Raw genomic sequence first — 24,731 nt, 5'->3', positions numbered from 1 at the left:
TTACATTTCTTGCTTGCTTTTTGATTTGCGTACAATATCAAGCTTCGATTGGAAAGTGACATAGTGAGGCAGCTTCAAATGTGAAATAAACCCGGTGGATTCAACCGAATCAATATGATAAAGGACAAATTCCTCGTCTCCTGTCGGATAGTCCCTATTTCCTTTCTCCAAACTATTGTCTAAAATTCCCATTGCGATTGCTTTCGTTTCATTTTGACCAAAGCAAAGACCATATCCGATTTCAAACTTAATTTCCTTTTTCCCGTCCCCGATCTCAACTGTTTCCGGAATTAACATTTCGACTTCGGTTGCTTTAATTTCCCCAATATAATAAGCATCGTCTTCTCTATTAAATGAATGAAAAGGGCTATCGATGTAAACCGGCAAATAGCCGACACGCAGTTCACCTACTGTTGGATGAAGACTTCCATATCCGCGAATGACGGCATAAGCTAATGAAGTCACCGCCCCTGTCTGGCCTCTCGTTAAAACTTGGAGACGCTGACTGCGGGTGGAAGGAAACGTCAAGCTTTTTCTCGTTACATCATCAGGCTCTGTATTATCCATTACACACTCCGAGAACAAACCTTCTTTTCTTAAGTAATCACTTACTTTTGGCAGTTTGCCAAAATGTTTTTCATCCACTTCATCGAGCATTTCCTTCTCATAGGCCGAAAGCCAATTTACTGCATCTTCATCTGTTTCCTCCATGAGGTCAAAGTCGAGCAAACGATGAGTGTAGTCAGTTGTAGCTCCTAAAATTTGGCCGCCTGGTATATCTTTAAAACTAGCTGAAATCCTTCTTTCGATACTCATGTCCTTTGTATTAACTATTTGCGAATAATGCTTGCGCGGTAAAGTGGATCGATATGCACGAAGCAGAAAAACCGCTTCTTCAAGATTGCCTTCAGCATGTTTGATCGCTAGCGCCGCAAGGGTTTCGTCATATAGACTGCTCTCTGACATCACCTGATCAATCAATCCCCGCAGGCCAGCTTCAATTCTGCCAATGTCAAGAACAACTCCTTTTTTTAACCGCTCATATTTCAGCCGTTTAATCGACTCCTCAATGGCAATTGTTCCGCCTTTCACTGCCACATATCCCATCAAAGCTTCCTCCCTTCTGATAAAATTTGCGTCGTCCTTGGCAGACATAAGAGATTATGATTTTTGTCCACAAAAATTAAATCAACCCCCATTGGAAATTCAGCGTTTTGTTGCTGTCGAACTTCCATCCAATTCCCATTTACTGAAACATTTACATAATTTGCTTCTTCAATGCCCGGACCTGTTAATTTGAAATCGCATCCATCCGTAACAGCATCTGCCTCAACAATAATGGTTGCTGAATCATGGGGATCGATGAGACTGCCGGTTTTTACTCGCCGTAATATTTGCCCAAGTTCATCTTCAGCTTTGTCATAAAGTACAAAAACGAAATCAGCGCGTTCTGCTGCATCAGCTTTTGCATAGGTTAGTTGGTTTATCCAGCGAGTTGTCTCTTCTTCCTTCTCGGAAACTACCTTAAAGGTCACTTCAGTATCTAGAAGCATTGCAGCCAGAACAAGTGTCGAGGGAAAACAGCCAGCCTCAAGATCTACTTTGGCCACCTCATCTTTTAAATTTGTTATCAATCCGGGCCTAGACATGGAATCAACAACTTTTCGATATGCACGTTGAATATCGTGAATAAAATCTAATTTCATTCAACCTCTGCTCCTTTTAAACATCCATCGTTTCAAAATTTACTTTTGTCTTCAAAATTTTCATGAAGGAGTTCTTTCTTTGCTCATGAATTGCTGCTTCCTCCTTCAACAAAACTTCATTCCATCGTTCCGTTTCTGGCAATTGTGCATTGTAAGCTGCATCGACCACAGCCAAATGGTATGCTAATTCCGGCTCATGTCCTTTTAATATGCCGATGCCGATATACCCGCTAATTTCCACTTTACATTCTGTTACAAAAACTTCTCCTAAGTAGAACAAACTGTTCTTTGCCGTTTCCCGAACTTTTACCATTACTAAACCGTTGTTCGGCTTTTCAATCGTTTTTACCTCATACTTAGCTAAAATTTGTTGTGCCAATGTGGCGGCAACGTTCTTATTTCCGTTGATTAAAATTTCTGTTCTTCGCCTTCTTTCCATTTCCGCCCCTCCATCATGATTTTTTGCTTCCGTTGATTTAAGCATATCTTGTTGCCAAGTGGAAAAAATTTAAAAAAAAGTAAATTCTATTAATTTTTTGCAAACGCATTTTTAAGAAAATGTTAATGAGCACACAAAAAAAAAAAGAGAGATTCCTTGAATGAATCTCTCTGCTGCTTTCAATCCAAAATCGAAAGCATATAAAAACAAGCAGAGAAAAACGCATGTTTTCCTCTACTTGTTTGATTTTAGCGACTTATCGGTCATCCCCTGTTAGCAAACAGTTTTTCATATAACAAAGTTAAAGCAATCACTTCGATAAAAAATTTCTGTATGTTCAAGCACCGTTCCGGTTTTTTTATCGATACATCCTGTCTCCAACACTAAAAGCGGAATTAAGCTCGTGCATTCAAGAATTTCCCATAAAAATTTAGTCGGAAATAAAACCTTTAACACGCTTGACTTCGATTCAAATTCAGTGAAGCCTTTCTTTTGATAATAATCAAACATGGACGTGATTTCCTTGCCGTACAAATCAATATCATCAAATACGGATTTCGCCACGTAGGAAATATGCAAGGCAATTGGTCGATTATTGACAATGCGCAGCCTGCCTATTTTAAATACTCGATCCGTTTCCTCAGCACCGAGAGAATGAAAGATTGCTTTATTATAGCCGATTTCTTCGCAGAAAATGTTTTTCGATCGGAAATGGTGCCCAAGTCTAATCATTTTCCTGCTGAAGCTTTCATCCCCGGAAAGAACAAGCGGAATCTGCATTTGCCGATCTTTTACATAGCTGCCCTTTCCTTGTCTTGAATAAATATATCCCATCTCCTGAAGCCTTTCGTATATTTTGCGGATTGTCATTCGCGGAACGTTAAAATAGTCAGCAAGCTCATTTTCGGATGGTAATTTATCATTGGCTTCATACCTGCCAGAATGAATATCTGATATGATTTTATCAATGATCTCCATTTCTTCTGCCATCTGCATTCTACCCCGCTTTGAAATTGACCTGCTATTTTTTCACACGGCAGCTCAAAAACTGCGCTTTGAAAAATATTTTTTGCTACACTTTCTATTGGTTACATTCAGTATAGTTTAAGTAACTAGAACTGTCCAAGCCCATTTTATAGTCTATATAGGATCCATCTGCTAATTTGCTTTAGATGCTGATAAATAAAGTTTTGCTGCATTATATTAATCTAATTTGCGAAGATGCTTGCTAATCGACGGCTGACTTATGTCAAACACTTCAAGAAGCTTGCAAACGCAATGTGTAAAACCCTCCTGGAAAGCATAAAGAACGTTTCAATCGAGTTGAAATACGTTCCTTCCATCCCTGTTCCATAAAATTCCTTTCTGTTTCTTGTGTAGAGCCGAATAAGGTTTTGGAAAATATGAATCAAAAAATACTAAAATTTCAAGCTCTTTGCTAAACCTATTCTAGTTAAACCTTATCGGTAAAGGTATTGATCAGTTTTCATCATTTTATTCCACAACTTACCACGATTCTTGAAACAACTTTACTTGATAGTTTTTTATTTCGTTCACCTCTTTGCATATTTTCATATCCAGTATGGTCAACGAATGATTCTATTAGCAAAGAAGCAAAAACTTGAAATAGTTTTTATAAAATATGGTGTTAAAATATTCTGAATTGTTGTATTATTATTTTAACAGCTAGCAAAAAAAGACAACAATGTTTCCAAAATGACGCACTTTTTTCTGTAAAAACCAAGAAGGAGCATTCCTGTTAGAAGTTTTTTCGGGGACTTGAATAAAAAAAGCCCTCTTGGTATGATTCGGGGGTGTCAATCGGATGAATTGACCCCTAATTTGGATACCAAGGAGGACTATACATGAATTCTATCTCAAACAAGAAGATTAATCAAGTCACCGATCAAACGCTCGTCGTTGGCATGGATATCGCGAAAAAGAAGCATTATGCCTGCTAGTTGAAGCCATCGCCTGCAATTTCCTCCAGCAGGAATTCTTTGATTTGTTCGTCTGATACTTTTCGCCCGTCTTCTGTGAAGGAATAACCTGGTGCCGGACGCCCCTCACTCACTTTTTTCTCTTCCACTCGGTAGCTCTTTTGATAATAGTAGGTGGAACGAGCAATCCCTATAATCTTTAGCACCTTGGAAATGGAATAGCCTTTTTGGATCCAGTTGTCGGCTACTTCAATTTTTTCAGCAAGTGAGGGTTTTTCTTTTTTATCATGTCGCGTAAGATCGCGATTTCAAGGTCTTTTTCACCAAGCAATATTTTGAGCTTTTCATTTTCCTTGGATATTTCTTTCGGGTCAAGGCCCGGCAAAACAGTGACATCAACATCACCATATTTGCCATCTTTATATTCCCGCACCCAACGGGATACCATGTTGGAATTCAGTTCATAACGGCGGGCAACAAGGCTGTTATTGCCTGTCTCCTGTGCCTCTTTGATGACTTGTAATTTAAACTCCTTGGAGTGTTTGGTTCGTGTCATGTTGTTTAGCCTCCTTGGTACATTAAGCAGTATATTATTTTTTACTCTTATTGTCCAAGTTCATTTAGGGGCTAAATAGGTATTGTAAATTCTCCTTATCTGCTAAGAGAAGGATTTAGCTACCTTTTTGTTATCTGTTTTACCCTTAAAAAGATAATTTTATTGATGCAAAAGGCTTTTACCATCTTTCCCTCTACTGTAATTGTTTTTTCACTTAGAAAACTTTTTCTAAAAAGTTATCTTTATGTTTTTTACATGGTTTCTGTTATTAATACTTAAAACTTCTCCGATATGACAAATACATTATTATCCGCAATTACACTTTTTGAACTTTTTTAAGAGTGTAAATTATGTAAATAAATATTGTTCCTTTTTCCTATTCACCTATATTTTTCCTGTTGATAGAATGATAACAAGGAGGAGGTGGGAATTTATACTAAAGCAAACAATTACAGGTTGTAACCTAAATACATGGTCATTGGTTTGCTACTAATTATACGACTAATTAGGGGAGGAAATGAGCATCAATAGACTAGCTAAAGGATTCATAGTAACTGCTTCTTTAGCTCCTGCCTCTACTTCTTTTGTCCAGTCACCTCAAACTAAAGAAAATGATACCAATCCCACTGGAATAGCTTCATCTGTTGTTTATACTATAGATAATCAACCATCAAAGATTCAGTTACTCATTGAAAATCCTGTCAAAGATGCTATTAGAGCTGTACTAAAAAACAAAGCAAAGCTTTTCAAACTTATAGAAAAGTTTGCAGAAAAGAAAATAAGAACTGAGCTTGAAAAAAGGTTTTCAAAGTATATTGAGCCGGTACTGAGAGACCTTTTGGATGAGTATTCTGCTTTTGGATGGTCTGATGTCCAAAATAAGCTATATAAATCGCTTAAAAAGTCAGGACTTTCTGACTCAAGTGCTAAAGCTATGCCGCATTGGACAACCATTGCAATAAAAGCAATTTATTAAAAAATGTTCATAAAATAGTAGGAGGCAAATATATATGAAAAATAAAAAGAGAATAGCTTCAGTGGTTCTAAGCGCTACACTTCTTACATCTTTCTTAGGCACATCAGGTGCATTAGCATCTGAAAAAACAGCGTCATCTGCTCCTGTTCCTGTGAAAGTGACTGTTCATAAAGGGATACAAAACGCTATCAAGTCACAGAATGTACCTGTTAAAACAGTAGCTACTGCTAATGGGAATTTTCAAACTCAAGGCGCAGTGTCCTGGAGTTATAAAGCCTTTAAATTAGCTCTCCGCTCAGGAGGATGGGCTTTATCGCAAATGCTAAGACCTTTGTCTCCAAAGGCCGCCGCATGGGTTAGAAAAAACTCTGCTAAAGTAGCTAAGTTGATGGATAAAGGCGAAAAATGGACAGAGAATCAGTTTTATAATGGACTTAGAGGCATTGGCTGTCCACCTGATGTGGCGAGAGCGTTGGCAAAATTCATTGTTGCGCTGATTTAACGCATTAAAAATTTAAGAAAAAGTGCTGTTAGTTCCCTGCTAATGGCACTTTTCTAATGGAGGTTAAAGATGACTTGACTATCTTTACAGCAATAACTCTATCTATACTTTCATGTTTGGTTATTTCCTGTGGTTTGTTTTTATTTTTGATTAAAAAGGGTGTTATAGATAATCCTCCAAACACCTTAGCATTTATATCCTTTATCCTCCTTATTGGCTTTTGTTTATTCTTTGTCATAGCTGTTACTAGCCTAATTATTTACTTTGTTTCTTTAGGTGTTAATCATTTCTTAGGCGACTATGTAAATTATAGCTCTCGATCCGATTTATATATATTTTCTTTATTGGTAAGCGCATTAGCACTTGTTTACATGCTTATACTTATGGCAGTTATAAAAGGACTCTCAATATTTCTCAGAATCCCTAAGTGGATAACTTACATATGTGAGTTTGCTGTTGCATGGATAGCTGTTTATTTCTCCATACAGTATGTTACAGATAGCCATCTAAGTAATGTATCCATATTTCAAGGAGGAGAGTTACTTTTATCCTTTTTTATTACATTTCTATTCTTAGGATGTGACATTCTTTTTTCTAACCTAGATGATATATCAAGGGAAAAGTTAGGATAGACATTATGAATGTTAAGAAGGAGTTATATTTTTAATCCTTGCGGGCTTAACAATAAAGTATTGCTGAATCAGTAATAGTTTTGAAGTTCATACTTTTCCAACAATGTCCAAACATATATAAATCACAGTTATAAATATATTTAAAACATACTGACTACTTCCTATTTTAATTAAGATATTTACATTATAAAATAGTTACAAAAAAGTGTAAAGTAGTCAATGGGGATATTATAAAATAATGATTAAAGTACATCTTTCAAGGATAATGGGAGAGAAAAGGTTGAAGATTTCAGATGTGGCAAGAATGACAGGGTTGCATCGGAATGGAATTGCAAAGATATACAATGAGGGAACTGATGGAATAAAGTTTGATACTTTAAACAAGTTGTGTAAAACTTTGGATTGCAAAGTTGAGGATCTTATTGAATATATTGATGATGAAAAAGACCACTCGAAATGAGTGGTCTTAATTATTAACGCTATTGTCCATGTTAATATTCGTAAACGGTTACCTTTTTGAACGAAATTCTCTTTAATTTCGATCTCCTAGATATTCCTGTTGGATTTTTTCTAATTTACCTGTTTCTTTAAACTTTAAGATCATATCATTGAAAAATTTTAAAAGTTCTGTATCTTTTTTTCTTACTGCCATTGCATAGCTTTTCTTCGGTACAAACTCTTCTCCATTAGGGAGATATATAGCTCCCGTAAAATATGTATACGTCTTAGTTAAATCTGTTTCTACGAGGTTATCAATACCCGGCACAACATCAACATCTCCACGTTTTAAAGCAATAATCACATCGTCAAATGTAGGAAATTCTCTTAGTTCAACTGGAATATTATTTGATTGAGCCATTTCTTTTATTACTGCGATATTAAAGTCTCGATATACTTTTAAATCGTTTGTCCATTCTGTCTGAACGGGAACAATAATTTTATCTATATCGTACTTTGCCTTGTTTTCAATTTTACTTTGCACTTGTTGCTCTTCCTTTGTTTTATTTTCTTCAACAGTTTTTTCTGAACTGCAACCTATCATACTCATAAATACCAAACAAAATATTGTTAAAAGCAAATTTTTTTTCAAACTTAATCACCTCTTTACGAAATTTTCCTACTAATTATAACATTACTATGTGAACCAAAAAAGGAACGGTAACTTACCGTCCCTTATGAGCGTAATTTTAGTCCATTTACTTGGACAATACGAAATGGATAATCTTTTTACATTAACTCTTTTTATTTATAACTGTATTATTTATTTTGGACGAAGGAAAAAATGAAACGAGTGGAATTATTTTAAATGGTGATGAGTGATGAAAAAATACAAACTGAAAAGCAATATTGGGGAACTAATTGAAAAGAGTGAATTGCGGAATGATTACATACGAAAACACGTAAATGTGCAACAAAAACAGCTTTGGAATTGAAAAAATGGAGTAAGTTTCCCGACTTTAGAGAAAGCCTTTATTTTAGCGAAAATTGTAGGGTATAAAGTGGATGATCTTGCGGAACTGGTTGAGGTTGAAGAGGAAGAATAAACTTTTATGAGTAGACTTCAATCCTAATGTTGTACAGTACAATAATAAAGGAGTAAGTATATGAAGTTACTTTTGCCATTCATGATACTGATAGGAGTTGTACTAGGCTTTTGTTTAATAAATTTAATTAATATGAAGTTATTATTACCCTTCATGACATTAATTGGTGTTGTATTAGGTTTTTGTTTAAATTTAATCAAAGATTATATTCAAAATAAGCCTAAAATTAGAACTGGGATCAATGAGTCATCTGGAAAATTTAATTACTATAAAAATTTTGTAAATGAAAATGGTTTTGACGTAGAAAAGATAGCAACTCCCGATGAAGCTTCATTTTTAGAATTAAAAATAAAAATTGACGTTTATAATATTGGAAAATCCGATACTGCTATCAAAGATTTAATGATTGACGCAACAGCTAACAATACTACAATGAGTTTTCAACCTGAATTAAAGATTAATGGAGAAACCAACAAAGACTACACATTTGAATCGGCTACACTTAACTGGACAATAAAATTAAGGTCAAGTAGACTAAACACCAAATTTGGGTATACTGCTTATTAAACATAAAGGATCCGTACTAGAAACTTTACGTGGAGTGGCGGGGATGCTAGCCTTGTCGGCGAGACAGATGAACACATCATCTGACTTCCTGGCTGGGAAAGCATGCCCGCAGAAGCTCCATGTCAAGTTTCGTCGCAAACCCACTGTTTTGGTGGTCTACTTCAACACTACCACAGTTAAGGAGAGTTTAAAAATGAGAAACAGACGAACATTCACTGTAGAATTCAAGGCTCAAATGGTCAAGCTTTATGAAAATGGGAAACCAAGAAAAGATATTATTCGTGAATATGATTTAACGCCTTCAGCCTTGGACAAATGGATCAAACAAAGCCAAACATCCGGTTCATTTAAGGAAAAGGACAATCGTTCTCCAGAAGAAAATGAATTGATCCAGCTTCGAAAAGAAAACAAGCGTTTATTGATGGAGAATGATATTTTAAAGCAAGCCGCGCTGATACTAGGACAAAAGTAAATGTGATCAAGAATAACAGACACAAATACTCGATATCAGCAATGTGCGATGTCCTACAACTTCCAAGAAGCACCTATTATTACGAAGCAAAAGAAAAAAGGAATGCAGAAGATAAACTGACAGCCGCCATTCTGGAAATTTTCCAGAAAAGCCGAAAAAACTATGGTACACGTAAAATCAAACATGAATTAGAGAAGCTTGGTATGATTGCCTCAAGACGAAGAATTTGCAGAATCATGAAAGAAAACGGGCTAGTATCAAATTATACGGTTGCCCATTTTAAACCTCATGTAGATAAATGCAATGAATCAAAAGTTGAAAATGTGTTAAAACGAGAATTTGATCAACAAAAAGAATTAACAGTTGTGGTTAGTGACTTAACATACGTTAGAGTAGAAAAAAGCTGGCATTACATCTGTTTATTTGTCGATCTTTATAATCGAGAAATTATTGGTCATAGTGCAGGCCCGAACAAAAATGCCCAGCTAGTCTACCAAGCTTTATCGACCGTGAAAGCAGATTTACGGCAAATTCAATTATTCCACACAGACAGAGGCAATGAATTCAAGAACAAGACAATTGATGAAGCTCTAGATACTTTTCAGATAATCGGTCGTTAAGCATGAAGGGCTGCCCCTATGACAACGCAGTAGCTGAAGCAACCTTTAAAATTATCAAAACAGAATTTGTTAAGGGTAGATATTTCGAAAATTTAGACCAATTGAAACTGGAATTAGATGATTATGTTCATTGGTTTAATCATATTAGAATACATGGAACACTTGGGTATTTAAGCCCGGTGGAGTACAAAGAGAAACACCTCAAAAAAATTGTCTAGTTTAGTGTTGACATACCAATTTAATGTAAAAAGTGGGAGTATTACTACTTTGGATTATACTTAAAAATTCACAGAGATGAAGACAACGAATATCTATTTAATGAAAATGTAACATTGTTACCAGATGAAAAAGGATGTTTTATATAAACATATAATAATTCACTTATATAATTAAAAAAATAAGAATTGTCTACAATTTACACACGCCATCTAAAATACAATCAAAAACAATTCCTTTCATAATCTGTTCCAGTTCGCTAATACTCCTCTCCATATTCTTTACCAAAGTTTTTTACAAAATATTTTTCTTCTCCTTTATGTATAAGCTTCACTATAACCTTAAACTCCTCATTATTAATAAATTCGATCTTCTCAACACAAAAATTCTTCATATATCATCTCCTAACACAGCGTATTTATCATCTATTTATCAATTTAAGTTGATCACTTGTTATATTATTTTTCGGTGAATTATTGATAATTTCTTTTAATTGTTCAAGTTCATCATCAGTCAGAAAGCCAAGATTTTTGAGTACAAATTTTATTCCCTTTTCGGTTAATGAAGCATGTCGATTTGATTCATTCACAGTATCACAATAAAGGTCGATATAACCCTTCTTATGAAGGTAATCATATTCTTTTTTATTATTTCGATAATCTTCATGTACTGATACAATTTGACGAAGGTTATAATCATTAGCAATACAAATATCACGAAGAACTCTTAATATTAACAAATGATTCTCATTTAATTTAAGAAAGTATTTCAAGTAACATTTTCTTACTTTATTTTTATTTCGTTCATTTTCTTCCCTCCTGATAAATTGCATCACCACTAAATCAATATCGCCATTGGCAAAATACTGTACTGCTCCAATGTACTGCCATTCATCTGTTCCTTTTAGCTTTATATAATGGGCAAATGTTACACTATAATCAGATTCACTTACTGTTTCCGTCTTTATTTCAAACAAATCACTGGCTTTTATCATCTTCTTCCCTCCAAATAAAAAAAGCACCCTGAAAAAAGGATGCTTATACACAATTTTTATTAATTTTTTGATTAACTATTGAATTATACGTTAGTATAATTCAATAGGGCATTACAAAATTCCTTCTTTTTTAAAAAATTTACAACGAAAAAGACCTCCATATGGTTATTGAGGAGGTCTTTAATGACTGATAAAAGCAGGAGACAAAACTCCTGCCCCATTTCAAAGATACACAAAACTTCCATTTGGAAGCCTATTGTCACTAAAGTGACTAAATAATTTTTTGAAATGGTGTAAATATTTTATGCACTGTTGACAAAAATATGATTATTAAATGAAATTGGGGAAGACAATTTCTCCCCCTAACAAAACTCAAAAGATTGAGCCATTTGCCTTGTTTAAGGCTAAATAAATTTTATGAGTCCATTTTAAAGTATTATATAAGGGTTTGTCAATAGATTTATTTTAAACCTAATTGATTTTTTACTTTTTTATTTATTTCTTTGAATAATTCATTTTTTATCTTACCTACTCTTTTATCTAATCGAGCTTTATCAATTGTTAGTATTTCTGTAACATTTATTCTAGATGGATCTTTATCTAGTTTGCCATAATACATATCATTATTAGTGAGTTTGACATGAAACGTTTCGTTAATATTATTTCCATCACCTTTAATCGTTAATACATTAACGGTATCAGCAAACATATTTCCGGTGTCGTTTTGTAATATTAAGACCAAATGATTTTCACAGAGTTCGCTACCTATATTCTCTCCAATTAGAGCATTGTAAATTTGACCTCGTTTAACTTGAATAGGATGAATTTTATTAGGATTAGCATTTCTTTTTTTTTGATTTTGAATTGCTAATTCATGTAATGAGCATTCAATAGGTATATTTTTTATAATCCCCTCTGCTTTAGGAAAGTATTCTTCTTTCATTTTTGGTTTTAGATCTTGAACTTCCTTAACAAGTTTTGACATTTTTTCTTCAATACTCATTCTATCATCCTCCAATCTTCTCTATATTTTACCATATTTCGAGAATGATAGGAGGAATTTCCTAGTAACTTCGACAAGAGAAAACACATTTTACGGTGAACTCGGCAGGATTCGAACCTGCAAACCGCACAGTATTCAAACTGGCTGCTCTAACCGTTGAGCTACGAGTCCAAAAAGAAAAAATAAAAAACCACATTCCCAGAATGTAGTTTTCATCACCAATTCTTTTCAATCTCATTACTAAATTTCTTCATAAACAAATATTGGTTCAACGCAATCAAAAACAATAACACATAAATAAACACGCCAATTCCACCAGCTACATAATAATTAACATTTACTTTAAATAGCGTTTCAATCAACCAAGCAATTCCACACGCTAAAGCCGCAAATACAGTACACCACATCAAAGAAATAATAGCTGTGATAACTTTTTGTGATCTATCATTTTAAACATTTGATTTATTCCCTTTCACTTAGCATGATATTCTTCAATTACCTTGCATAAGTAAACATCTACACCATTTTCGTTTTCATCATTTTTTCTTCGTTCAAATTCTGCCTTTGCTTCCTCGTATGTATCAAATATTTCTTGCCCGGCATCACAATAATCACTAAAAACAGCATGTTTATCCTTAAAGCCATTCTCCCAATCCTCAAACGAACACTGTCCACATTCCATTTCTCCAGCTTTCTCATACGGGATTTTTAAACCACATTTAGTACATTTAAATAAACTAGGAATTTCAATTTTTTTCATTCAATTCACCTTTCTAATTGATTATATTACCTTCTTAATCTCAAACTCTATCCAATCGCCTTGCTGCAACAACTTCAAAGTACAATAACGGTAAAAATCATCATCAAAAGGAACTTCTTTATACTGCCTAAAATTAATTATGTAATGCATATACATTTCCGCATATTCAGGTTTATCATTAAAAAACTCAATCACATTCTTTTTCCATTGTTCGTCTATGTAGGCATGTGCAGCTTTTTCATCATAATTAAATTTCTTTAAAATATCCTCATTCGGCTTAAAAAGTTCTTCTTCCTTATAAGCATATTGACCATCAATCAATAGTTGATAAATTCACCTAGAAGCGTTTCATAATTTCTTATGTTCGCTTTTGTTGTGTTTTTGAATTTCCGATCTTCTAAAAAATCTTGATATGCAAATTTGAGCAACAAAAAAGGACTACCTCCTTTTTATAGGAAGTAGTCCTTACGATTGAATATATTTGTTTCTGTGACTAGTTCACTGCAATTATTACATCATTCCGCCCATGTCAGGCATGCCTGGGTTGCCGTTGCCTTTGTTTTCTTCTGGTTTGTCAGCAACAACTGCTTCAGTTGTTAAGAACATAGCGGCAACGGATGCTGCGTTTTGAAGAGCAGAACGAGTTACTTTTGTTGGGTCAACGATACCAGCTTCGATCATGTTCACCCATTCGCCTGTAGCAGCGTTAAAGCCGATTCCAACTTCTTCTTTTTTCAAGCGTTCAACGATAACAGAGCCTTCTAAACCAGCGTTGTGAGCGATTTGGCGAACTGGCTCTTCTAAAGCGCGAAGAACGATGTTTACACCAGTTTGAACGTCGCCTTCTGCTTCAATTTCAGCAACTTTTTTGTAAACGTTAACTAGAGCTGTACCACCACCGGAGACAATTCCTTCTTCCACTGCTGCACGAGTGGAGTTAAGAGCGTCTTCGATGCGAAGTTTACGTTCTTTCAATTCTGTTTCAGTAGCGGCACCAACTTTGATAACTGCTACGCCGCCAGCTAATTTTGCTAAGCGCTCTTGAAGTTTTTCTTTATCAAATTCAGAAGTTGTTTCTTCCAATTGAGCTTTAATTTGATTTACGCGAGCTGCAATTTTGTCGCTTGCGCCTGCGCCTTCAACAATTGTAGTTGTTTCTTTCGTTACAACAACTTTTGCAGCGCGGCCTAATTGAGAAATAGTAGCGCTCTTAAGATCTAAACCTAAATCTTCTGTAATAACTTCACCATCTGTTAAAATGGCGATATCTTCTAACATTGCTTTGCGGCGGTCACCGAATCCAGGAGCTTTTACAGCTACAGCATTAAATGTACCGCGAAGTTTGTTCACAACTAATGTTGCTAAAGCTTCGCCTTCAACATCTTCAGCAATGATTAATAAAGGTTTGCCTTGTTGTACAACTTGCTCAAGAACTGGCAAGATTTCTTGGATGTTAGAGATTTTCTTGTCAGTAATTAAAATGTATGGATTTTCAAGAACAGCTTCCATTTTATCAGAATCTGTTACCATGTATGGAGAAGCATATCCGCGGTCAAACTGCATTCCTTCTACAACGTCAAGCTCAGTAGTGAAACCTTTAGATTCTTCAATAGTGATAACGCCATCGTTACCAACACGTTCCATTGCTTCAGCAATTAATTTACCTACTTCATCATCCGCAGCAGAAATAGCAGCAACTTGAGCAATTGATTCTTTTCCTTCAATTGGTTTAGAAATTGCTTTTAATTCTTCAACAGCTGTAGCAACTGCTTTTTCAATTCCTTTACGTACACCCATTGGGTTTGCGCCAGCTGTTACGTTTTTAAGTCCTTCGCGGATCATTGCTTGAGCTAAAACTGTTGCAGTAGTTGTACCGTCCCCAGCAACATCGTTTGTTTTGCTAGCAACTTCTGCAACTAATTTTGCACCCATGTTTTCAAATGGATCTTCTAATTCAATTTCTTTTGCAATCGTAACGCCATCGTTTGTAATTAACGGAGAACCGAATTTTTTCTCAAGAACAACGTTACGGCCTTTTGGTCCTAAAGTAACTTTAACCGCATCTGCTAATTTATCCACACCACGCAGCATTGCACGACGTGCTTCTTCACTGAATTTAATTTCTTTTGCCATGTTGCGAAAACCTCCTCAAAATTTAAATTGTCTATGATATTGGGCTGTCTCTATTAGCCGATCACAGCCAAAATGTCGCTTTCACGCAAAATTAAGTATTCTTTGCCGTCATATTTTACTTCTGTGCCGGCGTATTTTGAGAAGATAATGCGATCGCCAACAGCAACTTCAACTGCAACACGTTCACCGCTGTCTAATACACGACCAGTACCAACTGCTACTACTTTACCTTCTTGAGGTTTTTCTTTAGCTGTGTCAGGCAATACGATGCCGCTTGCTGTTTTTTCTTCTGTTTCAACAAGTTCAATTACAACGCGATCACCTAATGGCTTTAACAAGGGAAACAACCTCCTCAAATATCTTTTGAGATTTTCAAAATTTATTCCTTATTCATTATTAGCACTCATTGCTATCGAGTGCTAACACCAATTATTATATTAAAGAAACCTCCTCTATTTTTCAAGTCTCTTTTAAAAAAATTTTAACATCCACCATTAAGTGCTTACCTTGTCAAAATTGTTTTTCTTTCTTTAAAACATTGTGTGTTAAAATAGTCATATGAATCTTTTATAAAGGAGAACTATTCGTGAAAAAGCAATATTGGTGGATCATCATTACGTACATCATTATGCAGCTCTCATCCTATATTGGAGTTCCCCTTTTTTATGAACTGGGTGTTGGCGTCGATGAAAATCTCAATGCAGGACTTTTTCAAGCGCAAGCATATTGGTCGATTACAAGTTTTACTGCTGCGTTTGTCATTATTTTATTTCTCCTTCGTCATGAACGAAAAAATAATGTCCGGATTGAAAAAGCTTCTTTCGGCGAATCTGCCATATGGGCTGTTTTCGGAGTTTTTTTAGCTTTTTTCATTCAAACAATCGTTGGCAATATTGAAATATATGTACTTAAAGTTAATCCGATGTCGGAAAATACTCAAGTTATTATGGATTTAATTGAAGCAACGCCTTATTTGATTATTGTCACATCAATAATAGGACCGATTCTTGAAGAAATTATCTTCCGAAAAATTATTTTCGGGGTGATTTATCAAAAAACGAATTTTTGGATCGGCGCGCTTGTCAGCTCGCTATTGTTCGGCATCGTGCATGGGGAGCCTGAACTTTTATTGCGTTATACAGCAATGGGATTTACGTTCGCTTTTTTATATTATAAAACAAAACGCATATTAGTCCCTATTTTTGCCCATACAATGATGAATACAATCGTAGTCATCATTCAAACAATTTATCATGATGAGATTGAAAACATGATGAAGCAAATGGAACAAATACAAATCATTATTGGAGGCAGCTAAGATTATGAATTTTCATCCCGTTTCCATGGGACTCTTCTATTTTATCATGGGAGTTCTATTTACATATTTAGCAATTCATCATGCTGAAAATGGTATGTGGACAGCTACAAATATGATTTTAATGATTTTAGCCACGTTTGATTTTGCTGTTTCCATCCGCATGTTCACTTTCTCATATAAAATTCGGAAAGCAAAAAACAACCGATGAGGTGTAATGATATTATCCCTCTTGTGTAGACAGTAGGAAAAAAGCCTATACTGTCTACTTGACAGGGATATGTTTATAACAGCCCATCGGTTTTACTTTTGATCTGATTCTTTTATTTGAGAAGACTGTGCTTTTTTGTAAGCAAATCTTGAAACAATGATACTTATTTCATACAAAATGAATAGCGGAATCGTGACCATTAAATGCGACACAATTTCAGGCGGCGTAATGATCGCTGCGATAACAAGCAATACAAAATACGCATATTTTCTAACCTTTACCAAAAACGCCGGATTGATGATCCCGAGTCTTGTTAAAAACATAATGACAACGGGAAGCTGAAACAACAGTCCGAAAGGCAATGTTAACTGCAGCAGGAAACGAAAGTATTCATTTATTCCTATCATTTGTTGAATGTTTAAATCATTGGAAAGCCGCCCCATAAAATCGATGACAAAAGGAAACAAAATAAAATAAGAGAAGCTTATACCTAAAAGAAATAAAGCAACCGACAACGGTATATAACTTAATGTGACCCGCCTTTCTTTTTCATACAGTCCTGGGCTGATAAACGCCCAAAGCTGGTACAATAAAACAGGGAAAGTTAGAATTAAAGCAATAATAAATGTAAACTGCATATAAACGATCAATGGATCTGCAGGACGAAAAGCATTTAAGGCGAATTGCTTTGCTTCATCAGTTTGCTGTAAAAAAACAATAATTGGCTTCGCTATGAAAAAGCCAGTAATCATAGCAACGAAAAAGAAAACGACTACAATAATCAGCCGTTTTCTAAGCTCCGCTATATGCTCCAACACAGACATTTTTTTTTCGCTCATCATTATTCATCCATTCTTCTTGCTATTCATTTTTCTTGTTTTCTTCATCATCGTCTGCTAAGCCCTTCGTGGCACTTTTAAACTCCTTTAATGATTCTCCTATAGCTTTTCCAAGCTCAGGAAGTTTTTTCGGCCCGAAAACAAGCAGAGCTGCAAATACAATCAACAGCAAGCTTCCAATTCCAATTGTTGGCATTTAATATCGCTCCTTCAATCTTCATTCGAATAATGTTTTAAAAAATATGCAAGAGCCTGAAGTTCAACAGATAGATCGATATGATGAATCCGAATTTTATCCGGAACATTTAAGCGAGCCGGCGTAAAATTTAAAATGCCTTTTATGCCTTTTTCCACTAACCGATCCGTTATTCCTTGAGCGGCAGTTGCCGGGACCGTTAATATCGCAACAGGCACATCATCAGGCAATTCACTTTCTAGCTGATCCAAATGATAAATTGGAACTCCACCAATTTTCATTCCTACTTTTCGTTTATTAATGTCAAATGCAATAACAATTTGTGTGTTGTTATTTTTTGTAAAATTGTAATTTAAAAAAGCTGTTCCCAAATTTCCGACGCCAATGAGGGCAACTTTGGTCAACTCATCTTGGTCAAGCGTCTTTCTAAAAAATGATAACAAATAATTGACATTATATCCATAACCTTTTTTGCCCAGCGCTCCGAAATATGAAAAGTCCCTTCTAATTGTCGCAGAATCTACTTTTACTGCTTCACTCAGTTCTTGAGAGGAAACACGTTGTTTTCCCGAGGCATGTAAATTTTGCAAAAACCGATAATATAGAGGTAATCTTTTTGCAGTTGCTTGCGGTATCTTAGATTGATCTTGATTCAATGCTCATCCCTCGCAATCCAAAACAACCTGACTAATTTTGTTTTTAACTATGTTTTCTAGCAAGCGGCTGCTCGCCTGTATGAAACAATATCAGACTGATAACGCTTCCATCCTGATCTTCTTCTCCGTCTACATTTCTTTTTATTTGTTTTTTCTCCAAACTCTCCTTATATAAAAACTATACACTATTTTTTTATTCGTGTCTTTTGAACGATTGTTACAATTTCTTGTCCTTTTGTTCATCAGGTCAGTTGCCTGCAGTCAAATATATAGGCTACACTTATTCTAGCAAAGATTGAGGTGAACTATGGATGATTTTATTGCAGTTAAACAAAATCACAAAATATTATGGTGCTGACCTTATTTTATCGAATATTAAGCTGGAAATCCAAACAGGAGATAAAATCGCCGTTGTAGGCCGCAATGGAGCCGGAAAATCAACATTATTGAAAATCATTGCCGGTGAAATGCCCTTTGATTCTGGTGAAATTGTGAAGCCAAAAGATTTAACAATCGGCTATCTGGCACAAAACACAGGATTAGAATCAACTAAGTCAATATGGGATGAAATGCTAACCGTTTTTGAAGAGCTGCGGAACATCGAAGCTGAGCTGCGAAATATTGAACAAAAAATGGCAGCTATCTCCTCAGCTGGAGATTCTCATGCTTTGCAAAGCTTAATGAAGGAATATGATTCACTCCAACATTTATATAAAGAAAATGGCGGATATCAATATGAGGCGGATATCCGTTCTGTGCTGCATGGATTAGGGTTTGCTGATTACGACTATTCAACTAAAATTTCGGTTTTGAGCGGAGGACAAAAAACCCGGTTAGCACTCGGAAAGCTCCTGTTGAAAAAACCGGATCTGCTCATACTCGACGAGCCGACAAACCATCTCGACATGGAAACATTAAACTGGCTCGAACAATATTTACAGCATTATAATGGAGCGGTTCTAATTGTTTCCCATGACCGGTACTTTTTAGATCGCGTTGTCAACACTGTTTATGAAATATCACGAACAGTTTGTACGAAGTATGTTGGGAATTACAGCACTTATTTAAAACAAAAAGCGGAAGCGTACGAAAGGGAATTAAAACAATTTGAAAAACAGCAAGAAGAAATCGCGCGGATGAAAGATTTTATTCAACGAAACTTAGCAAGAGCATCGACAACGAAACGTGCGCAAAGCAGAAGGAAAATGCTTGAGAAAATGGAAATACTGGACAGACCCGCTGGGGACGAGAAGTCAGCCAGCTTTTCCTTCGAAATCGAAAAGCAAAGCGGCAATGACGTGTTAAAAGCCATTGATTTGTCCCTTTCCTACGATCAAAAAACTCCGATCGTGAAAAATATTAACTTTTCGATCAACAGGAAGGACTCAATTGCTTTAATAGGGCCAAACGGAGTTGGAAAATCTACCTTATTAAAAACGATCATCAACCGCTTAAAGCCGCTGAGCGGAAAAATTCAGTTTGGATCTAATGTCCAAATCGGATATTATGACCAGGAACAAGCGGATTTGTCTTCATCTAAACGGGTTTTAGATGAATTGTGGGATGACTATCCCGAAAAAACAGAAAAAGAAATCCGAACGGTTTTAGGGAATTTCCTTTTTTCCGGAGATGAAGTGCTGAAAACCGTCTCGTCTTTAAGCGGAGGAGAAAAAGCTCGGCTCGCTTTAGCGAAATTAATGCTAAAAAAAGCTAACTTTCTCATCATGGATGAACCTACGAATCATCTGGATCTCGACAGCAAAGAAGTATTGGAAAACGCTCTGATAAATTTTCCTGGAACAATCTTGTTTGTTTCGCACGATCGTTATTTTATCAACAAAATCGCGACCAAAATTTTTGAATTATCCACAGAAGGCATTGCCGAATATATCGGGGACTATGATTATTACATTGCAAAAAAAGCGGAGATGATCGAGCTTGAACAGTTGAAAGAACCAACTATCGAAACCAAAGAGCAAAAACAAGGAAAATTATCTTATGAACAAGAAAAAATATTGAAAAAAAAGGAACGGCAAAGACAGCGCCGCATTGAAGAACTTGAAAACAAAATAGCAGAAATTGAAGAAGCGATCGCTGAAAACAATGAAATGCTTTGCGATCCAAATATATACCAAGATCATGAAAAAGCTCAAAAACTTCATGATCAAAATGTCATGTTAACGGAACAACTAGATCAGCTGATAGAGGAATGGGAATCACTTCTTTCTGAATAACCGGCTCATGCCGGTTTTTTATTTATTTTGTTTCCTTCAGCATGTTTCTCTCAAACAGTTATCCACATCATTAGTTCCTTACCTTATAATATTTTTCTTATTTGTTCACATTATCCACAACAAACCCCTTTAGTTATCCACATGTTTCACCTTGTTTTTTCTTCTTCTATTTCAATGTTTCGTCTTATTTATCCAAAATGAAGATTTTCTTTGTGGATAACCTGTGGTTAAAACAAAAAAATAGGGCCGCTGTTCATTCGACCCTATTTTGCCTCTATATATGACGTTAATTCCAATCCAGGATGAGCATTCATGCGATAATCACCGAAAATTCCTTTTTCATAAAGTACATCAGCGAAAGCTGCAATCATGGCCGCATTATCTGTGCATAAGGACAATGGTGGAATGACAAGGTCGATCCCTTTTTTCTTTTTGAATGCTTCCTCCATAGCAGTTCTTAATCCTTTATTCGCTGCTACTCCGCCTGATAAAAGAACTTGCTTAGCTTGATACTTCTCACTGGCACGAACAGTTTTTTCCACTAAAACTTCTACAACACTTTGCTGAAAACTTGCAGCCATATCTTTCGGATCTATCGTGATCCCTCTTTGCGCCGCGTTATGAAGAGTGTTAATCACCGCTGACTTCAGCCCGCTGAAACTAAAATGAAACGAGCCTTCTTCAAGCCATGCTCGCGGCAAATCAATGGAAGCAGTTCCTTCATGTGCTAGCCTGTCGATATGAGGCCCGCCCGGATAAGGCAGGTTTAATGTTCGCGCTACTTTATCATAAGCCTCTCCTGCTGCATCATCAAGTGTTTCCCCAATCACCTCAAAACAACCGTGCTCCTTCATATAGACAAGCTCTGTATGGCCGCCGGAAACAACTAATGCAATCAGCGGGAAAGAAAATTCTTTCACAAGACGGTTCGCATAAATGTGTCCTGCAATATGATGTACTCCGATTAGTGGAAGATCATACGCAAAAGCTAAAGCCTTTGCGGCATTGACTCCAATCAATAATGCACCAACCAGCCCCGGTCCTTCTGTCACGGCTATGGCGTTCAAATCGTGATACGAAAGATTCGCCTGTTTTAACGTTTCTTCTAATACGAGAGTAATTTGCTCGACATGATGGCGTGAAGCGATTTCTGGAACGACTCCACCAAAACGTTTATGGCTTTCAATTTGGGAAGCAACGACTTGTGCAACAATTTCTTTTCCGTTTTTCACAATGGCAGCTGCTGTTTCATCACAGCTTGTTTCAATTCCTAAAATTAATCGATCTTTCATTATAAATTCACCTGCATTAATATCGCATCTTCTTGGTTATCCGTATAATAGTTTTCCCGGATTCCGATTGGTTCAAAATTCAATTTCTTATATAATGATTGCGCAACCGTATTCGAAACTCGGACTTCTAATGTAACGGTTTTGGCTCCTTTTTCTTTTGCTACGTTTAAAACGCTTCTAAGCAGGGTCTCTCCCAGCTTTTTTCCCCGATACGCTGGAGAAATAGCAATATTGGTAATCTGCCCATCATCAACAATCACCCATAAACCGCAATAACCTACAACTTTTCCTTCATATTCTATTACTAAATAAGTAGCAAAATGGTTATGGACCAATTCCCGATAAAATGATTCCTTTGTCCAAGGAACCGAAAATGACAGCTGTTCGATTTCATAAACACGATGTATATCTTCAACTGTCATTTTTCGAACATTTACTTGATTATTAATCATGTTGACGTTTTTTGCTGCTCGATCCATTTCGCTTCCGCCTCTGCTAACCTTAAATAATTTGGCACAAACTGATGAACATTGACTGCTTCTCTAGTCATTCCCAGCAAACCTAGCAATCCCGGACGCGGCTGGTGCAATGACGGATCCCCGATGACTGCCAACTCACCCATTATTTCTTTGATCAGATCTAAATGAAGAGAAACATCATTCCCTAAAAAGAGCACCCGCTTTTTGAGCTGTTTTATTTCATTCAACCAATCTTCTAGCAGAATATTTCTGTCTTCTTTCACACAAAGTATGTTTTCTTTAAATTCATACAGCCCGGTATAAACTCGTCCTCTTCTTGCATCAAATAAAGGGCAAATCAATCCGTCAAAAAAACGCCCGTTCAGCGCAAGCACTTCAAGACTGGAAACGCCCGTTAAAGGAATGTTTCTAGCCCATGCAAGCGTCTTAGCAATTGTTACACCGATTCGCACACCAGTATAAGAGCCAGGACCTTGGGCAACCACAATCTTTGTTAAGTCGCTGGGCTGAACGTGGCACTCTTTCAAAAGATAATCAACTGCCGGCATTGCACGAACAGAATGGTTTTTTTTCAAGTTCGTCATATATTCGCCAATAATTTTAGTTTCGTCTACTAACGCAATGCCTAAACAGTCGTTTGATGTATCAATCGCTAATACCGTCATCAGTAAAAAACTCCTTACACAGCTTAATATATCTTTTTCCCTTCGGCCTAAAAATTAGAGATCTTGTATTGTCCTGAATGTAACGGATGAATACATCCAGTCTTTCCTCCGGCAGTTGATCTTCTATATAATGCGCCCACTCTACAACTGTTACACCGTCTCCATCAAAAAACTCATCAAACCCTAAATCCTCATCGCTATTTTCAATCCGATAAACGTCCATATGATAAAGCGGCAGTCTGCCGTCTGTATACTCCTTCATGATTGTAAAAGTAGGACTGCTCACTGTTCTGCCAATGCCCAAACCTTTTGCCAGTCCTTTCACAAATGTAGTTTTGCCTGCTCCAAGATCTCCTTCAAGCGTAATTACATCGCCCGCTTGTAAGTGCTGAGCCAGCTTCATCGCCATATTCCCTGTCTCTTCAGGATTTGTCGTTTTTATTTCAAATTGATCCAAATGAATCACCTTTTTTAAAATGATTGTAGCCTTTGCTTAATAGCCGTTTGCGAATATTTTTTTCTTGCAAATAAACCGATGGGCTGCCTTCAAATACTTCTCCGATCTTCGTTATGCGTATTCCTTCTTGCTCGCATTTTTTTTTCAACACTTCAAAGGAATGTTTAGAAGTCGTTCCTACCAGTTCAAAATCTTCCCCTCCAGTGATAGCCCACTCAAATTGCTTTTCTAACGGCAATAATTGTATTGAATCACTTAATGGAAGAAGATCTTTATGTACGACGATTTGTACGTTGCTCATGACAGCTATCTCATTCAATTCGCTTGCAATACCGTCGCTAATATCATTAAGGCTTGCCCGATCCACTTCAGAAATAATCCTGCCCGCTTTTACTTGCGGCTTCGGACGTCTATGGCGAGATACTAAATATTGATAATCGTCCTCCGGCAAATTGAACTCATCGTTTAATAGAAGGTGCAATCCAGCAGCTGAATCCCCCAGAGTACCCGTAACAAAAACCACATCCCCCGGTCTTGCTGAGCTTCTCAATTGGGCTTTCCCGCGTTCAACTTCTCCAATCAAGGTGACGGTGATGACGAGGTGATCAGCAATAGAAACAGTATCTCCACCGATTAAATCCACTTTATATTTTTCTGCGGCATCTGCCATTCCTTTGTATATAGATTGTAAGTCTTTCTCGTGCCATCGAGAGGGAATCGCAATGGAAACTAAAAAATACTTTGGAATCCCGCCCATTGCGGCAATATCACTAATGTTCACTGCCAAACATTTAAAGCCGATATCAAAAGGCTCCATTGTTTTACGTAAAAAATGAACCCCTTCGACCATTGTGTCTGTGCAGACTATTTGCTGAAAACCTTTATTCGGTGTGTAAACTGCGGCATCGTCACCTATTCCGACAACAAGGCCTTCATGAAAATAATGTGCTGGCCGAATACTTCGGATAAACTCAAATTCATCCTGAATTGACATATAAAACCTCTTTCTTTAAAAGATGCTCTCCTAAAGAATCCAATTCAATCCTCTTGTATAGTTTACCGCATATGTTTAGCTTATCCAAGATATTCATAAAATAAAAAAACGAAACGTTGAACGTTTCGTTAGTTGTTCGTATATTGTTGTAATGGCGGTCCCGACGGGAATCGAACCCGCGATCTCCTGCGTGACAGGCAGGCATGTTAACCGCTACACTACGGGACCATTGGTTGCGGGGGCAGGATTTGAACCTGCGACCTTCGGGTTATGAGCCCGACGAGCTACCGGACTGCTCCACCCCGCGATAATTTAGAAAGCTTATATTCAAAT

The 24,731-nt window shown here is 36.4% G+C and carries 30 protein-coding genes, 3 tRNA genes and 2 pseudogenes; 9 read left to right on the top strand and 26 right to left on the bottom strand.

Features of this window, described 5'->3' with window-relative positions; all coding sequences use genetic code 11:
- The 7 genes and pseudogenes from NSR00_RS14245 to NSR00_RS14215 form a co-directional block, all read right to left on the bottom strand.
- Positions 1-1,107, bottom strand: coding sequence for a carbon-phosphorus lyase complex subunit PhnI (locus NSR00_RS14245; RefSeq protein ID WP_063387916.1), 1,107 nt, complete (start codon positions 1,105-1,107; stop codon positions 1-3).
- A complete protein-coding gene (gene phnH, locus NSR00_RS14240; protein ID WP_130156522.1) occupies positions 1,107-1,706 on the bottom strand; it encodes a phosphonate C-P lyase system protein PhnH in 600 nt (199 codons plus the stop codon). Before phnH ends, NSR00_RS14245 begins: the two co-directional genes overlap by 1 nt.
- A 16-nt stretch (positions 1,707-1,722) precedes the next feature.
- On the bottom strand, positions 1,723-2,145 hold the full coding sequence (phnG, locus tag NSR00_RS14235; protein WP_063387918.1) for a phosphonate C-P lyase system protein PhnG: 423 nt from the start codon (positions 2,143-2,145) through the stop codon (positions 1,723-1,725).
- Positions 2,146-2,433: 288 nt separating this feature from the next.
- Positions 2,434-3,135: a GntR family transcriptional regulator gene (locus NSR00_RS14230; protein ID WP_340789493.1), complete on the bottom strand. Its 702-nt coding sequence runs from the start codon at positions 3,133-3,135 to the stop codon at positions 2,434-2,436.
- A 213-nt stretch (positions 3,136-3,348) separates the two neighbouring features.
- Positions 3,349-3,444, bottom strand: a pseudogene (locus tag NSR00_RS18140) (ArsR family transcriptional regulator); the annotation flags it as partial.
- 658 nt (positions 3,445-4,102) lie between these two features.
- Positions 4,103-4,234 (bottom strand): hypothetical protein, encoded by a 132-nt coding sequence (locus tag NSR00_RS14220; RefSeq protein ID WP_257790163.1) that lies wholly within the window; start codon positions 4,232-4,234, stop codon positions 4,103-4,105.
- A gap of 95 nt (positions 4,235-4,329) precedes the next feature.
- A complete protein-coding gene (locus NSR00_RS14215; RefSeq protein WP_339194083.1) occupies positions 4,330-4,641 on the bottom strand; it encodes a transposase in 312 nt (103 codons plus the stop codon).
- A 517-nt stretch (positions 4,642-5,158) separates the two neighbouring features.
- On the opposite strand from NSR00_RS14215, the gene NSR00_RS14210 reads away from it, so the two are divergent.
- Together NSR00_RS14210 and NSR00_RS14205 are read left to right on the top strand one after the other, a co-directional pair.
- Positions 5,159-5,617: a hypothetical protein gene (locus tag NSR00_RS14210; protein ID WP_232515643.1), complete on the top strand. Its 459-nt coding sequence runs from the start codon at positions 5,159-5,161 to the stop codon at positions 5,615-5,617.
- A gap of 34 nt (positions 5,618-5,651) precedes the next feature.
- Positions 5,652-6,119: a hypothetical protein gene (locus NSR00_RS14205; RefSeq protein ID WP_340789491.1), complete on the top strand. Its 468-nt coding sequence runs from the start codon at positions 5,652-5,654 to the stop codon at positions 6,117-6,119.
- A 28-nt stretch (positions 6,120-6,147) separates the two neighbouring features.
- Here NSR00_RS14205 and NSR00_RS14200 read toward each other — a convergent pair whose 3' ends face one another.
- On the bottom strand, positions 6,148-6,357 hold the full coding sequence (locus NSR00_RS14200) for a hypothetical protein (protein ID WP_157727888.1): 210 nt from the start codon (positions 6,355-6,357) through the stop codon (positions 6,148-6,150).
- Between NSR00_RS14200 and NSR00_RS18135 the strand changes: the two genes are divergently transcribed.
- Together NSR00_RS18135 and NSR00_RS14195 are read left to right on the top strand one after the other, a co-directional pair.
- Positions 6,266-6,751: a YrvL family regulatory protein gene (locus NSR00_RS18135; protein WP_445206415.1), complete on the top strand. Its 486-nt coding sequence runs from the start codon at positions 6,266-6,268 to the stop codon at positions 6,749-6,751. The genes NSR00_RS14200 and NSR00_RS18135 overlap by 92 nt on opposite strands.
- A 238-nt stretch (positions 6,752-6,989) precedes the next feature.
- A complete protein-coding gene (locus NSR00_RS14195) occupies positions 6,990-7,211 on the top strand; it encodes a helix-turn-helix domain-containing protein (protein WP_339194073.1) in 222 nt (73 codons plus the stop codon).
- A 72-nt stretch (positions 7,212-7,283) separates the two neighbouring features.
- Here NSR00_RS14195 and NSR00_RS14190 read toward each other — a convergent pair whose 3' ends face one another.
- Complete coding sequence (locus tag NSR00_RS14190; RefSeq protein ID WP_063388943.1) at positions 7,284-7,841, bottom strand: substrate-binding periplasmic protein; 558 nt, start codon at positions 7,839-7,841, stop codon at positions 7,284-7,286.
- Positions 7,842-8,355: 514 nt separating this feature from the next.
- Here NSR00_RS14190 and NSR00_RS14185 point away from each other — a divergent pair.
- Together NSR00_RS14185 and NSR00_RS14180 are read left to right on the top strand one after the other, a co-directional pair.
- Entirely contained in the window at positions 8,356-8,862 is a 507-nt protein-coding gene (locus NSR00_RS14185) for a hypothetical protein (protein ID WP_339194069.1), read from the top strand.
- 193 nt (positions 8,863-9,055) lie between these two features.
- Positions 9,056-10,172 (top strand): annotated as a pseudogene (locus tag NSR00_RS14180) (IS3 family transposase).
- Positions 10,173-10,591: 419 nt separating this feature from the next.
- Here NSR00_RS14180 and NSR00_RS14175 read toward each other — a convergent pair.
- The 7 genes from NSR00_RS14175 to groES form a co-directional block, all read right to left on the bottom strand.
- Positions 10,592-11,164 (bottom strand): hypothetical protein, encoded by a 573-nt coding sequence (locus tag NSR00_RS14175; RefSeq protein WP_340789489.1) that lies wholly within the window; start codon positions 11,162-11,164, stop codon positions 10,592-10,594.
- Between the two features lie 460 nt (positions 11,165-11,624).
- A complete protein-coding gene (locus NSR00_RS14170; protein ID WP_082830346.1) occupies positions 11,625-12,167 on the bottom strand; it encodes a type II toxin-antitoxin system PemK/MazF family toxin in 543 nt (180 codons plus the stop codon).
- Between the two features lie 96 nt (positions 12,168-12,263).
- Positions 12,264-12,338, bottom strand: a tRNA-OTHER gene (locus NSR00_RS14165).
- Between the two features lie 301 nt (positions 12,339-12,639).
- The gene (locus tag NSR00_RS14160; RefSeq protein WP_082830345.1) at positions 12,640-12,927 is read right to left on the bottom strand and encodes a hypothetical protein; all 288 of its coding nucleotides are present in this window, start codon (positions 12,925-12,927) and stop codon (positions 12,640-12,642) included.
- 21 nt (positions 12,928-12,948) lie between these two features.
- Positions 12,949-13,248: a hypothetical protein gene (locus NSR00_RS14155; RefSeq protein ID WP_339194060.1), complete on the bottom strand. Its 300-nt coding sequence runs from the start codon at positions 13,246-13,248 to the stop codon at positions 12,949-12,951.
- Between the two features lie 189 nt (positions 13,249-13,437).
- The gene (gene groL, locus NSR00_RS14150; RefSeq protein WP_063388690.1) at positions 13,438-15,060 is read right to left on the bottom strand and encodes a chaperonin GroEL; all 1,623 of its coding nucleotides are present in this window, start codon (positions 15,058-15,060) and stop codon (positions 13,438-13,440) included.
- Between the two features lie 53 nt (positions 15,061-15,113).
- A complete protein-coding gene (gene groES / locus NSR00_RS14145) occupies positions 15,114-15,398 on the bottom strand; it encodes a co-chaperone GroES (RefSeq protein WP_063388689.1) in 285 nt (94 codons plus the stop codon).
- Between the two features lie 248 nt (positions 15,399-15,646).
- Between groES and NSR00_RS14140 the strand changes: the two genes are divergently transcribed.
- Positions 15,647-16,378 (top strand): CPBP family intramembrane glutamic endopeptidase, encoded by a 732-nt coding sequence (locus NSR00_RS14140; RefSeq protein ID WP_063388688.1) that lies wholly within the window; start codon positions 15,647-15,649, stop codon positions 16,376-16,378.
- A gap of 4 nt (positions 16,379-16,382) precedes the next feature.
- A complete protein-coding gene (locus tag NSR00_RS14135; protein WP_063388687.1) occupies positions 16,383-16,586 on the top strand; it encodes a YdiK family protein in 204 nt (67 codons plus the stop codon).
- Positions 16,587-16,678: 92 nt separating this feature from the next.
- Here the strand turns inward: NSR00_RS14135 and tatC are convergent, their stop codons facing one another.
- Genes tatC through NSR00_RS14120 form a run of 3 tightly spaced genes read right to left on the bottom strand, consistent with a single transcriptional unit; the run spans position 16,679 to position 18,277 of the window.
- Complete coding sequence (gene tatC, locus NSR00_RS14130; protein ID WP_130158248.1) at positions 16,679-17,425, bottom strand: twin-arginine translocase subunit TatC; 747 nt, start codon at positions 17,423-17,425, stop codon at positions 16,679-16,681.
- 22 nt (positions 17,426-17,447) lie between these two features.
- Positions 17,448-17,621 carry a twin-arginine translocase TatA/TatE family subunit gene (locus NSR00_RS14125; RefSeq protein ID WP_063388685.1) on the bottom strand — a complete coding sequence of 58 codons (174 nt, stop codon included), beginning with the start codon at positions 17,619-17,621 and terminating at the stop codon, positions 17,448-17,450.
- Between the two features lie 14 nt (positions 17,622-17,635).
- Complete coding sequence (locus NSR00_RS14120) at positions 17,636-18,277, bottom strand: redox-sensing transcriptional repressor Rex (protein WP_063388684.1); 642 nt, start codon at positions 18,275-18,277, stop codon at positions 17,636-17,638.
- 311 nt (positions 18,278-18,588) lie between these two features.
- Here NSR00_RS14120 and NSR00_RS14115 point away from each other — a divergent pair, with 311 nt between their 5' ends.
- Positions 18,589-20,511, top strand: a complete 1,923-nt coding sequence (locus tag NSR00_RS14115) for an ABC-F family ATP-binding cassette domain-containing protein (protein WP_340789486.1) — start codon at positions 18,589-18,591, stop codon at positions 20,509-20,511.
- A gap of 263 nt (positions 20,512-20,774) precedes the next feature.
- Here the strand turns inward: NSR00_RS14115 and tsaD are convergent, their stop codons facing one another.
- The 7 genes from tsaD to NSR00_RS14080 form a co-directional block, all read right to left on the bottom strand.
- Complete coding sequence (tsaD, locus tag NSR00_RS14110; RefSeq protein WP_063388682.1) at positions 20,775-21,803, bottom strand: tRNA (adenosine(37)-N6)-threonylcarbamoyltransferase complex transferase subunit TsaD; 1,029 nt, start codon at positions 21,801-21,803, stop codon at positions 20,775-20,777.
- Positions 21,803-22,282, bottom strand: coding sequence for a ribosomal protein S18-alanine N-acetyltransferase (gene rimI, locus NSR00_RS14105; protein WP_063388681.1), 480 nt, complete (start codon positions 22,280-22,282; stop codon positions 21,803-21,805). The genes tsaD and rimI overlap by 1 nt, the downstream gene beginning before the upstream one ends.
- Positions 22,252-22,947, bottom strand: coding sequence for a tRNA (adenosine(37)-N6)-threonylcarbamoyltransferase complex dimerization subunit type 1 TsaB (gene tsaB, locus NSR00_RS14100; RefSeq protein WP_066248096.1), 696 nt, complete (start codon positions 22,945-22,947; stop codon positions 22,252-22,254). Before tsaB ends, rimI begins: the two co-directional genes overlap by 31 nt.
- Positions 22,928-23,404, bottom strand: coding sequence for a tRNA (adenosine(37)-N6)-threonylcarbamoyltransferase complex ATPase subunit type 1 TsaE (tsaE, locus tag NSR00_RS14095; protein ID WP_130158243.1), 477 nt, complete (start codon positions 23,402-23,404; stop codon positions 22,928-22,930). The genes tsaB and tsaE overlap by 20 nt, the downstream gene beginning before the upstream one ends.
- A complete protein-coding gene (thiL, locus tag NSR00_RS14090; RefSeq protein ID WP_130158241.1) occupies positions 23,391-24,398 on the bottom strand; it encodes a thiamine-phosphate kinase in 1,008 nt (335 codons plus the stop codon). The genes tsaE and thiL overlap by 14 nt, the downstream gene beginning before the upstream one ends.
- A 152-nt stretch (positions 24,399-24,550) precedes the next feature.
- Positions 24,551-24,626: transfer RNA gene (locus NSR00_RS14085), tRNA-Asp, on the bottom strand.
- A gap of 2 nt (positions 24,627-24,628) precedes the next feature.
- Positions 24,629-24,705, bottom strand: a tRNA-Met gene (locus NSR00_RS14080).
- Positions 24,706-24,731 lie beyond the last annotated feature (26 nt).

This window comes from Aeribacillus sp. FSL K6-8394 (genome assembly GCF_038008865.1).
Lineage (GTDB): Bacteria > Bacillota > Bacilli > Bacillales > Aeribacillaceae > Aeribacillus > Aeribacillus composti.
Note: the sequence above shows the minus strand (reverse complement) of the source record. Positions and strands in the feature narration are given on the sequence as shown.

Excerpts from the sequence above, each read along its gene's own strand:
- rimI (WP_063388681.1), bottom strand. The coding sequence starts at position 22,282 with ATGGATCGAGCAGCAAAAAACGTCAACATGATTAATAATCAAGTAAAT.
- NSR00_RS14185 (WP_339194069.1), top strand. The coding sequence starts at position 8,356 with ATGAAGTTACTTTTGCCATTCATGATACTGATAGGAGTTGTACTAGGC.
- tsaB (WP_066248096.1), bottom strand. The coding sequence starts at position 22,947 with ATGACGGTATTAGCGATTGATACATCAAACGACTGTTTAGGCATTGCG.
- NSR00_RS14245 (WP_063387916.1), bottom strand. The coding sequence starts at position 1,107 with ATGGGATATGTGGCAGTGAAAGGCGGAACAATTGCCATTGAGGAGTCG.
- tatC (WP_130158248.1), bottom strand. The coding sequence starts at position 17,425 with ATGAGCGAAAAAAAAATGTCTGTGTTGGAGCATATAGCGGAGCTTAGA.
- NSR00_RS14200 (WP_157727888.1), bottom strand. The coding sequence starts at position 6,357 with ATGACAAAGAATAAACAAAAGCCAATAAGGAGGATAAAGGATATAAAT.
- NSR00_RS14205 (WP_340789491.1), top strand. The coding sequence starts at position 5,652 with ATGAAAAATAAAAAGAGAATAGCTTCAGTGGTTCTAAGCGCTACACTT.
- NSR00_RS14115 (WP_340789486.1), top strand. The coding sequence starts at position 18,589 with ATGATTTTATTGCAGTTAAACAAAATCACAAAATATTATGGTGCTGAC.
- phnH (WP_130156522.1), bottom strand. The coding sequence starts at position 1,706 with ATGAAATTAGATTTTATTCACGATATTCAACGTGCATATCGAAAAGTT.
- NSR00_RS14230 (WP_340789493.1), bottom strand. The coding sequence starts at position 3,135 with ATGGCAGAAGAAATGGAGATCATTGATAAAATCATATCAGATATTCAT.
- NSR00_RS14210 (WP_232515643.1), top strand. The coding sequence starts at position 5,159 with ATGAGCATCAATAGACTAGCTAAAGGATTCATAGTAACTGCTTCTTTA.
- NSR00_RS14215 (WP_339194083.1), bottom strand. The coding sequence starts at position 4,641 with ATGACACGAACCAAACACTCCAAGGAGTTTAAATTACAAGTCATCAAA.
- NSR00_RS14160 (WP_082830345.1), bottom strand. The coding sequence starts at position 12,927 with ATGAAAAAAATTGAAATTCCTAGTTTATTTAAATGTACTAAATGTGGT.
- NSR00_RS14170 (WP_082830346.1), bottom strand. The coding sequence starts at position 12,167 with ATGAGTATTGAAGAAAAAATGTCAAAACTTGTTAAGGAAGTTCAAGAT.
- NSR00_RS14175 (WP_340789489.1), bottom strand. The coding sequence starts at position 11,164 with ATGATAAAAGCCAGTGATTTGTTTGAAATAAAGACGGAAACAGTAAGT.
- thiL (WP_130158241.1), bottom strand. The coding sequence starts at position 24,398 with ATGTCAATTCAGGATGAATTTGAGTTTATCCGAAGTATTCGGCCAGCA.
- NSR00_RS14125 (WP_063388685.1), bottom strand. The coding sequence starts at position 17,621 with ATGCCAACAATTGGAATTGGAAGCTTGCTGTTGATTGTATTTGCAGCT.
- phnG (WP_063387918.1), bottom strand. The coding sequence starts at position 2,145 with ATGGAAAGAAGGCGAAGAACAGAAATTTTAATCAACGGAAATAAGAAC.
- groL (WP_063388690.1), bottom strand. The coding sequence starts at position 15,060 with ATGGCAAAAGAAATTAAATTCAGTGAAGAAGCACGTCGTGCAATGCTG.
- tsaD (WP_063388682.1), bottom strand. The coding sequence starts at position 21,803 with ATGAAAGATCGATTAATTTTAGGAATTGAAACAAGCTGTGATGAAACA.
- NSR00_RS14135 (WP_063388687.1), top strand. The coding sequence starts at position 16,383 with ATGAATTTTCATCCCGTTTCCATGGGACTCTTCTATTTTATCATGGGA.
- NSR00_RS14195 (WP_339194073.1), top strand. The coding sequence starts at position 6,990 with ATGATTAAAGTACATCTTTCAAGGATAATGGGAGAGAAAAGGTTGAAG.